At 58.2% G+C, this 7,324-nt stretch carries 8 protein-coding genes and 1 pseudogene; 3 read left to right on the top strand and 6 right to left on the bottom strand.

Going from position 1 to position 7,324, the window contains the following annotated elements; translation table 11 throughout:
• Window positions 1-161: 161 nt before the first annotated feature.
• On the bottom strand, window positions 162-461 hold the full coding sequence (locus tag BM315_RS23610; RefSeq protein WP_090506083.1) for a PilZ domain-containing protein: 300 nt from the start codon (window positions 459-461) through the stop codon (window positions 162-164).
• Window positions 462-677: 216 nt separating this feature from the next.
• Here BM315_RS23610 and rssB point away from each other — a divergent pair, with 216 nt between their 5' ends.
• Together rssB and rssC are read left to right on the top strand one after the other, a co-directional pair.
• Window positions 678-1,862, top strand: a complete 1,185-nt coding sequence (rssB, locus tag BM315_RS23605; RefSeq protein ID WP_090506081.1) for a two-component system response regulator RssB — start codon at window positions 678-680, stop codon at window positions 1,860-1,862.
• Between the two features lie 8 nt (window positions 1,863-1,870).
• Entirely contained in the window at window positions 1,871-2,356 is a 486-nt protein-coding gene (gene rssC, locus BM315_RS23600) for an anti-sigma factor antagonist RssC (RefSeq protein WP_090506079.1), read from the top strand.
• Window positions 2,357-2,413: 57 nt separating this feature from the next.
• Here rssC and tal read toward each other — a convergent pair whose 3' ends face one another.
• Together tal and dusA are read right to left on the bottom strand one after the other, a co-directional pair.
• The gene (tal, locus tag BM315_RS23595) at window positions 2,414-3,340 is read right to left on the bottom strand and encodes a transaldolase (RefSeq protein WP_090506077.1); all 927 of its coding nucleotides are present in this window, start codon (window positions 3,338-3,340) and stop codon (window positions 2,414-2,416) included.
• A gap of 41 nt (window positions 3,341-3,381) precedes the next feature.
• Window positions 3,382-4,392: a tRNA dihydrouridine(20/20a) synthase DusA gene (gene dusA / locus BM315_RS23590; RefSeq protein WP_090506075.1), complete on the bottom strand. Its 1,011-nt coding sequence runs from the start codon at window positions 4,390-4,392 to the stop codon at window positions 3,382-3,384.
• 117 nt (window positions 4,393-4,509) lie between these two features.
• Between dusA and BM315_RS23585 the strand changes: the two genes are divergently transcribed.
• Complete coding sequence (locus BM315_RS23585) at window positions 4,510-5,661, top strand: site-specific integrase (protein WP_090506085.1); 1,152 nt, start codon at window positions 4,510-4,512, stop codon at window positions 5,659-5,661.
• Here BM315_RS23585 and BM315_RS23580 read toward each other — a convergent pair.
• The 3 genes and pseudogenes from BM315_RS23580 to BM315_RS23570 all read right to left on the bottom strand — a co-directional run.
• Window positions 5,627-5,911 (bottom strand): pyocin activator PrtN family protein, encoded by a 285-nt coding sequence (locus BM315_RS23580; RefSeq protein ID WP_090506074.1) that lies wholly within the window; start codon window positions 5,909-5,911, stop codon window positions 5,627-5,629. The two genes, BM315_RS23585 and BM315_RS23580, sit on opposite strands and share 35 nt — an antisense overlap.
• A gap of 159 nt (window positions 5,912-6,070) precedes the next feature.
• Window positions 6,071-6,430 (bottom strand): histone-like nucleoid-structuring protein, MvaT/MvaU family, encoded by a 360-nt coding sequence (locus BM315_RS23575; RefSeq protein ID WP_090506072.1) that lies wholly within the window; start codon window positions 6,428-6,430, stop codon window positions 6,071-6,073.
• 91 nt (window positions 6,431-6,521) lie between these two features.
• Window positions 6,522-7,232: pseudogene (locus BM315_RS23570) on the bottom strand (Fic family protein); the annotation flags it as partial.
• Between the last annotated feature and the right edge of the window lie 92 nt (window positions 7,233-7,324).

The raw sequence follows: 7,324 nt of genomic DNA, 5'->3' as shown, positions 1-7,324 counted from the left end.
CAGCAGAAAAGGAACGGCGTTGTTTGGTCATCTGACACCTCGATCTGGCGAGCATTCTCGCCTAAATGGGTGTCCGGAATCAGTAGACCACTACATTCAAGCGTTACCTACAACAAGGCGGCCATATCGGGCCGCCTTGTTGCGTATTGAATCTGGAGGTTTCAATTCATCGACAGAATCGCCAGGCCCAGAGTCTGGCGGCCATTGTCCATGTCGCTGACGCGGACCACTTCGCCCTCGACCATCAGCCCTTTGAGCTGGTTATGGTCGGAGGCGATATGCACCTTGACCATGTCGCCCATCTTCAGCGCACACTCGACCTCGAGCTGCATGCCGGTGCTCGACAGGTCCAGGCACAGTGCGGGAATTTCCTTTCCCGCATGCTGCAGGGTGACCGGTGCTTCCAGTCGCATGCGGATGTAATCGCGTTTCTCACTGTAATCGTGATTACTTTGGCTCATGGACGCTATCCTCTCTGTTGTAGGGTTCTCCTGTGGCCCTTATAACCTTCGCCGATTTGCGGTGTAAAGTCGCGTAATGATGATAGGCGCATGCTTGAACCGAGGTGCGTATGGGAGTACCGTCAGCGCCTTGAGACGAACCGAGTACGCGCGCGCAGGCTGATGGCCTGGTGCTTACACCTAGCCTTGCCCCGGCGCAGTTTGCCTGGATACCCAATGCACACAACCAGTGCCACGCTGCTGATTATCGATGATGACGAAGTGGTGCGTGCGAGTCTCGCGGCCTACTTGGAAGACAGCGGCTTCACCGTTCTGCAAGCCTGTAATGGCCTGGAAGGCTTCGATGTCTTCCGGCGCGAACAGCCGGATGTAGTGATCTGCGATCTGCGCATGCCGCAGGTCGATGGCCTCGAGCTGATCCGACGGATCAACGAGCTGCAGGTGGAAACCCCGGTTATCGTGGTGTCGGGCGCCGGCGTGATGAATGACGCGGTCGAAGCCTTGCGCCTGGGTGCCGCCGATTATCTGATCAAACCCCTGGAAGACCTCGCGGTACTCGAGCATTCGGTGCGTCGTGCACTGGATCGCGCGCATCTGCGCCTGGAGAACCAGCGCTATCGGGAACAACTGGAGGCGGCCAACCGCGAGCTGCAAGCCAGCCTGCATCTGCTGCAGGAAGATCAGAACGCCGGTCGCCAGGTGCAGATGAATATGCTGCCGGTTACGCCTTGGCACGCCGATGGGCTGCAATTCGCTCACCAGATCATTCCGTCGCTCTATCTGTCCGGGGATTTCGTCGACTACTTCCGTGTCGATGAGCGGCGCATTGCCTTTTACCTCGCGGACGTGTCCGGGCATGGCGCATCTTCGGCATTCGTCACCGTGCTGCTGAAGTTCATGACCACCCGTTTGCTCTATGAATTGCGGCGCAATGGCAGTTTTCCCGAGTTCAAGCCTTCGGAAGTCCTCGGCCATATCAATCGCGGCCTGATCAATTGCAAGCTGGGCAAGCACGTGACCATGCTCGGTGGCGTCATCGATGAGCAGCAGGGCCAGCTGACTTACAGCATCGGTGGCCATCTGCCGCTGCCAGTGCTTTACAGCGAAGGCGAAGCGCATTACCTGACTGGACGTGGTTTGCCGGTTGGTTTGTTCGATGAAGCCGAATACAGCGATCATGTGTTGAAATTGCCGGAATCGTTCAGCTTGACGCTGCTCTCCGACGGTATTCTCGATCTGCTGCCAGGCGATACCTTGCAGGAAAAAGAACTCGCGCTGCCCCGTCTGGTCAGCTCGGCGGGCGGAACCCTGGATGGATTGCGCCAAGTGTTTGGGCTGGCCAATCTGGCGGATATGCCGGATGATATTGCCTTGCTGGTGTTAAGCAGGAACCTTGCATGAATCCTGGGATGAACCCCGGTAGAATCCAGTTCGCCGAACAAGACGGTACCTTCGTACTGAAATTTGTCGGTGAAGTGCGCCTGACCCTGTGTTCGGCGCTGGATTCCACCATCGAAAAGATTTTTACCGCGCTGAATTTCTCCGCCATCGTCATCGACCTGACCGAGACGCGCAGCATCGACAGCACCACCCTGGGCTTGCTGGCCAAGTTGTCGATTCTCTCGCGGCAGAAGATCGGTCTGCTGCCGACTGTGGTGACCACCCATCCGGACATCACGCGGCTGTTGCAGTCGATGGGCTTCGATCAGGTGTTCAACATCGTCGATACGCCGATTCCCTGCCCGGAGTGCCTGGACGATCTGCCGTCGCAGGATCAATCGGAAGCAGTGGTGCGGGCCAAAGTGCTGGAGGCGCACCGTATTTTGATGGATCTGAACGACTCCAATCGCGAAGCCTTCCACGATCTGGTCAACGCGCTAGAGCATCAGCGCTAGATCGCCGTTTTCAACAAGTGCGGGGTGCGCGATGAAAGTCGGCGCCCCGCGTTGCATTCAGGCGATGTCGGCGAGCAGCTTTTCCAGTTTTTCCTGGTCGCGAGCGAATTGACGAATACCTTCGGCAAGTTTCTCCGTGGCCATGGGATCCTCGTTCATCGCCCAACGGAACTGACTTTGCTCGAGGCTTTGCCGCGCTTCGGCGGGCTGACCGCTGCTCAGCTTGCGTTCGAGCGGGGACTGGTCATCGGCCAGTTGCTGCAGCAGTTCCGGGCTGATGGTCAGGCGGTCGCAACCGGCCAACTGCTCGATCTGGCCAATGTTGCGGAAGCTGGCGCCCATCACTACGGTCGCGTAGCCATTGGCCTTGTAGTAGTTGTAGATGCGCGTCACCGACTGCACGCCCGGATCCTCTGCACCGACGAAATCACGCCCTTCGGCCTTCTTGTACCAGTCGTAGATCCTGCCCACGAACGGCGAGATCAGGAACACCCCGGCATCGGCGCAGGCCTGGGCCTGGGCGAAGGAGAACAGCAGGGTGAGGTTGCACTGGATGCCGGCTTTTTCCAGTTGCTCGGCGGCGCGGATGCCTTCCCAGGTCGAGGCGATCTTGATCAGGACCCGTTCGCGGCCGACGCCAGCTTGCTCGTACAGGTCGATCAGGCGTTCGGCGCGGCGCAGGGTGGCCTGAGTATCGAAGGACAGGCGCGCATCGACTTCGGTGGAAATACGCCCCGGAATGATCTTGAGAATTTCCTGGCCGACCGTCACGCCGAAGCGGTCGCAGGCCAGGCCCAGATCGCCTTGGCTGGTGCTGACTGCATTGTTCAGCAACTGCGCGTAGCGCGGCATGGCGGCGGCCTTGAGCAGCAGTGACGGATTGGTGGTGGCGTCGACCGGTTGCATGCGGGCGATGGCGTCGAAGTCGCCGGTGTCGGCGACCACGGTGGTGAATTGCTTGAGTTGGTCCAGCTTGGAAGTCATGGCACTGCCTTGTAGTTACTGATGTCCTGACCTTACCCGAGTCAGCGCCCTTGCAGCAATTGCGCCGCCTGGTCGAACAGGGCCAGGGGCTCGGCGGTCTTGTGAATATCCACCGACAACAGCTGGCGGAAGCGCCGGGCACCGTTGAATCCCTGGGCCAGGCCGAGCATGTGGCGGGTGATGTGGTGCATGCTGCCGCCCTCGGCCAGGTGCTCGGCAATATAGCCGCGCATCGATTGCATCGCCTCGAAGCGGCCGAGTGCCGGCGCCGTCGAACCGAACAGCTGCCGATCGACCTGCGCCAGCAGATAAGGGTTGTGATACGCCTCGCGGCCGAGCATCACGCCATCGAAAGTCTGCAGGTGCGTCTGGCATTCCTCCAGGGTCTTGATGCCGCCGTTGAGGATGATCTCAAGCGCCGGGAAGTCGCGTTTGACCAGCGCCGCCAGGTCGTAGCGCAGCGGCGGCACTTCGCGGTTTTCCTTGGGCGACAGGCCGGAAAGGATGGCGATACGCGCATGCACGGTGAAACTCTGGCAGCCGGCATCGCGCACCTGGCCGATGAAATCGCACAACTCGGCGTAGCTGTCGCGCCCGTCGATGCCGATACGGTGCTTGACCGTCACCGCAATGCTCACCGCATCGCGCATCGCCTTGACGCAGTCGGCGACCAGTGCCGGGTGGGCCATCAGGCAGGCGCCGATCATATTGTTCTGCACCCGGTCGCTGGGGCAGCCGACATTCAGGTTGACCTCGTCGTAGCCCGCCGCTTCAGCCAGCTTGGCGCAGGCCGCCAGCTCGGCCGGCACGCTGCCACCCAGCTGCAGCGCCAGCGGGTATTCTGCTGCGCTATGGCGCAGAAAGCGCGCGCTATCGCCATGCAGCAGCGCGCCCGTGGTAACCATCTCGGTATACAGCAGCGCATGCCGCGACAGCTGACGTAGGAAAAAACGGCAGTGCCGATCCGTCCAATCCATCATCGGCGCCACGGAGAAGCGGCGGGACAGTGCAGGGCGCGTGGTTGCTGGGTTTGATGCTGATTCTAGAGGCATTTCTTCTGTCGCGTTCTCAACGTGTTTTCGGGGGTTTCCGGGCATGTTTCTCAAGTCGGTGGTAAAATGTACCACCGAGAAAACTTCTTGTACCACCAGCCAGGAGGGCAGATTGCCGTGGCAACCATTCGAGCTAGAAAGAGCGCGGACGGCTCGCTCCGCTACACCGTACAAATCCGGATCAAGAAGAACGGAGCACAAGTCTACCAAGAGAGCCAGACTTTCGCCCGCAAGCAGGCCGCTCAGGCCTGGGCCAAGCGTCGCGAGACCGAGCTGGACGAGCCAGGTGCTATTGAGCGGGCGAATCGCTCCAGTACAACCGTTGCCTCCATGATTGAGACTTACCTCGATGAGTACGGCAAAGCGCGTCCGATAGGTAAGACCAAGAAGGCAACGCTTGAGGCCATTGCCAAGAGCTATCTGGGCGAATGCGAAGATCGCCGCGTTACTGCTCAAGTACTGGTTGATTACGCGCTATGGCGTATGAGTCCTGAGGGCGGAGGGGTTCAGCCTCAGACGGCTGGAAATGATCTTGCTCATCTCGGCGCCGTGCTCTCCGTCGCGCGCCCTGCTTGGGGCTGTGACATCGATCCGCACGCGATGGCAGATGCGCGAAAGGTGCTGGCCAAGCTGGGATATAAATTGAAAAGTCGTGAGCGCGACCGCCGGCCTTCGCTTAAGGAACTCGACCTGATTTTCGCCGAGTTCGAGAACGTCCTGGCGAGCCGACCTACCTCCATCAATATGTTGAAGGTTTCAGGCTTCGCTATTTTCTCAACGCGCCGACAGGATGAGATCTGCCGTATCCGCTGGGATGATCTGGACGAGTCACGGCAGATGGTCATGGTCCGGGATATGAAGAATCCGGGAGATAAGATCGGCAACAACGTGTGGTGCCATCTGCCAGATGAAGCCTGGGCGATCCTGAAAAGCATGCCGCGTACCTGCGACGAGATCTTTCCATACAACAGTGAGTCAGTGTCCACGGCGTGGAGTCGAGTCTGCGAGCGCGCAGGCGTCGTGGATATGCACTTCCATGACCTTCGCCACGACGGTGTTAGTCGGTTATTCGAAATGGGGTGGGATATTCCCCGGGTGGCAAGCGTTTCCGGTCACAGGGATTGGAACTCGTTGCGGCGTTACACCCATTTGAACGGGCGCGGCGACCCATATGTGGGATGGAGGTGGCTCCCGAAGTTATTGGCGTCGGGCGTGAAATATGGAGACCGTACTATCAACGGCCTCTCCCGGCGCGGAGGTCGCCGATGAGCTGATCTCGCTCCCTGATCGCTTCCGCGCGTTGGATATCGAGATAAGCAGCTAGATCCTCGAGGTGAATTCCCTTGGCGGATTTCTGGCTCGGCTCGATGCGTACAATGGGGATCTTTAGCGCGCCGCTCAGTGCCTTGCGCTGGAACATCTCGGGGCTGAGATGTGAAAAGTAGTCCTGACAAACCCGATCAAGCGGGATTATCGCCTGCCCGTCGTACTGTGCCATCAGTAAAAAAAGTGTCTTCATTATTGCTCCATGCCATCGCACTATTTTCCAGTGGGATCAATCTATGGGGGCCACGTGTGATGGCAAACCAACTATGTCGCAGGCGGGCGTGGAGGAGAGGGCGAGTCTTGGAGGGTATTGGCGCCGTCGGTGGTACGGCGCCCCTAGCTCGGTTGGTCGTTACTGCAGCCAGCCTTCAACGACGTCGGCGCCGAATTCTTCTTTCCAGGCTTTCAGAATTTTGTGGTTGCCGCCTTTGGTCTCAACAACCTCGCCGGTCTTGGGGTTCTTGTAGCGTTTCATTTGACGAGGACGGCGCAGCCCAGAGTCCTGTTTGGTGAGCTTGCCGACTTTGGTTTGCGGGTCAAGGATGGCAATGATGTCGCGCAGACCCTTGTTGTATTTCGACATCAGGGAACGGAGCTTTTCCTCAAACTCCATTTCTTTTTTAAGGCCATCATCGTTCTTGAGTGCTTCCAGTTCTGCCAGTTGAGCGGCAAGTTGCTGTTCAAGAGCACGAAATTCGGCAAGTTTTGACATGCTGTGTATTTCCTTTTATATGGTTAACCCGAATTTAAAGTATAACTTTATTTACCTGATTTTAGCAGGCGGAACTGTGGGGCGACTTCAATCATGAGCGATCCTCTCGAGTCGTGCGCTGCTCGGCAAGGACCTGCTGAGTAGCCTGCTCGATGTAGTCGAAGACTTCAGTAGGCACTGAGTATTGATATTGCTTACGACGGTGTTTGGAAACAAAACCGTCATTGGTTAGGCACATCATCACCAAGTTGGCCAAGTCGCTGCCACGGATGTCGAATTGCTCATCCACCGCTTTGTAGACTGCGTCGTAGCATTCCAGGAAAGCAGCTTCTTCCCGCAGTTCGACCTCCAGGGCGTGCTGAGCCATTTCCATGGTGAAGATGACGCAAGCAGTTGCGTCCCAGTAGCGGTAGATCGCCGCATCGCCCCGGAAGTCGAAGGTCAACTTTCCAAAGTCGATCCACTGCACTTCCCAGAATTCTCGGGCTGGGCGTGAGTATCCCTGTAGGGACTCCAGGTATTGGCGCTCCTCACGTTTCATTGCCACCGACATCGGCAGTAGCAAGCCATTCTCCAGTGCGCCAGCGCGGCAAAGCGCCTGATGAATCAGGAATCGGGATAATCGCCCGTTCCCATCCATGAAAGGGTGGAGGAATACGAAACCGAAGGAGATGATTCCAGCTGCGACCAGTGGGTCGATTTGGGTGGGGGCCTCATTCGCAAACTGCATGAGGTGTTCCATCAATTCGCGGCACAGGTCTGGTGGTGGGGGGACGTAAGTCACACCGGCAGCCCCTTGTAAGTGCTCAACAAAAAGTCAGGTTGTAATCCTTGCCAAATCCCGCCTGGATTCGATCAAGTGCGCCCTCCAGCTCTGCTCGTGTGTGTTTACGA

It is taken from the genome of Pseudomonas borbori (assembly GCF_900115555.1).
Taxonomy (GTDB): domain Bacteria; phylum Pseudomonadota; class Gammaproteobacteria; order Pseudomonadales; family Pseudomonadaceae; genus Aquipseudomonas; species Aquipseudomonas borbori.
Note: the sequence above shows the minus strand (reverse complement) of the source record. Positions and strands in the feature narration are given on the sequence as shown.

What these genes read in the sequence shown, in the direction of transcription:
- BM315_RS23610 (WP_090506083.1), bottom strand. Translation starts at nt 461, where the DNA reads ATGAGCCAAAGTAATCACGATTACAGTGAGAAACGCGATTACATCCGC.
- rssB (WP_090506081.1), top strand. Translation starts at nt 678, where the DNA reads ATGCACACAACCAGTGCCACGCTGCTGATTATCGATGATGACGAAGTG.
- rssC (WP_090506079.1), top strand. Translation starts at nt 1,871, where the DNA reads ATGAACCCCGGTAGAATCCAGTTCGCCGAACAAGACGGTACCTTCGTA.
- tal (WP_090506077.1), bottom strand. Translation starts at nt 3,340, where the DNA reads ATGACTTCCAAGCTGGACCAACTCAAGCAATTCACCACCGTGGTCGCC.
- dusA (WP_090506075.1), bottom strand. Translation starts at nt 4,392, where the DNA reads ATGCCTCTAGAATCAGCATCAAACCCAGCAACCACGCGCCCTGCACTG.
- BM315_RS23580 (WP_090506074.1), bottom strand. Translation starts at nt 5,911, where the DNA reads ATGAAGACACTTTTTTTACTGATGGCACAGTACGACGGGCAGGCGATA.
- BM315_RS23575 (WP_090506072.1), bottom strand. Translation starts at nt 6,430, where the DNA reads ATGTCAAAACTTGCCGAATTTCGTGCTCTTGAACAGCAACTTGCCGCT.